This window comes from Acidovorax sp. LjRoot38 (assembly GCF_964252975.1).
In the GTDB taxonomy this organism is placed as follows: domain Bacteria; phylum Pseudomonadota; class Gammaproteobacteria; order Burkholderiales; family Burkholderiaceae_C; genus Acidovorax; species Acidovorax facilis.
The window spans coordinates 1-993 of record NZ_CAXUPT020000047.1 but is presented as its reverse complement, the minus strand read 5'-3'; the positions used below and the strand labels follow the sequence as shown (position 1 = coordinate 993).

Annotated in this window: 1 protein-coding gene; it reads left to right on the top strand. The window is 65.9% G+C overall.

Annotation, left to right across the window (positions count from 1 at the left end):
• Entirely contained in the window at nt 1-993 is a 993-nt protein-coding gene (locus ACSQ22_RS26305; protein WP_436131966.1) for a hypothetical protein, read from the top strand.

The following is a 993-nucleotide window of genomic DNA, read 5'->3' as shown; positions in this document are numbered from 1 at the left end:
ATGTCGGTACTCGTTATTGCTGAACACAACAACGCGTCCATCAAGGGCGCCACGCTGAACACCGTGACGGCCGCAGTGGCCTGCGGTGGCGACGTGCACGTGCTGGTGGCCGGCCACAACGCCGGTGCAGCCGCCGCCGCAGCCGCCCAGATCGCCGGTGTCGCCAAGGTCATCCACGCCGACGCCCCCGGCCTTGAACACGGCCTGGCCGAGAACGTGGCCGCGCAAGTGCTCGCCATCGCCTCCAGCTACAGCCACATCCTGTTCCCCGCCACCGCCAGCGGCCGCAATGTGGCTCCCCGCGTGGCCGCCAAGCTGGACGTGGCGCAGGTCAGCGACATCACCAAGGTGATTTCTGCCGACACCTTCGAGCGCCCCATCTACGCCGGCAACGCCATTGCCACCGTGCAAAGCGCCGACAGCGTTTCCTGCGGCGTGGCCCAGTGCCAGGAAACCCTGCGCACTGCCATGGCCATCGGTGCAGACCGCGCCATCCTGGTGGAAACCGACGTCGAGCTGCAGCCCCTGGCCGTTGCCAAGATCCTCAAGGCCCTGGTGGACAAAGAGCAGCCCGGTCTCATCATCCTGGGCAAACAGGCCATCGACGACGACGCCAACCAGACCGGCCAGATGCTCGCGGCCCTGGCCGACCTGCCCCAGGCCACGTTCGCCAACAAGGTCGAACTGTCGGCCGACAAGGTCAGCGTGACGCGTGAAGTGGACGGCGGCCTGGAAACCCTGCAGCTGTCGCTGCCAGCGGTCATCACCACCGACCTGCGCCTGAACGAGCCCCGCTACGTCACCTTGCCCAACATCATGAAGGCCAAGAAAAAGCAGCTCGATACCGTCAAGCCCGAAGACCTCGGCGTGGACGTGGCTCCGCGCCTGAAGACCCTCAAGGTGACCGAGCCCGCCAAGCGCGGTGCTGGCATCAAGGTGGCCGACGTGGCCGCTCTGGTCGAGAAACTCAAGAACGAAGCGAAGGTGATCTAA

Excerpts from the sequence above, each read along its gene's own strand:
- ACSQ22_RS26305 (WP_436131966.1), top strand. The coding sequence starts at position 1 with ATGTCGGTACTCGTTATTGCTGAACACAACAACGCGTCCATCAAGGGC.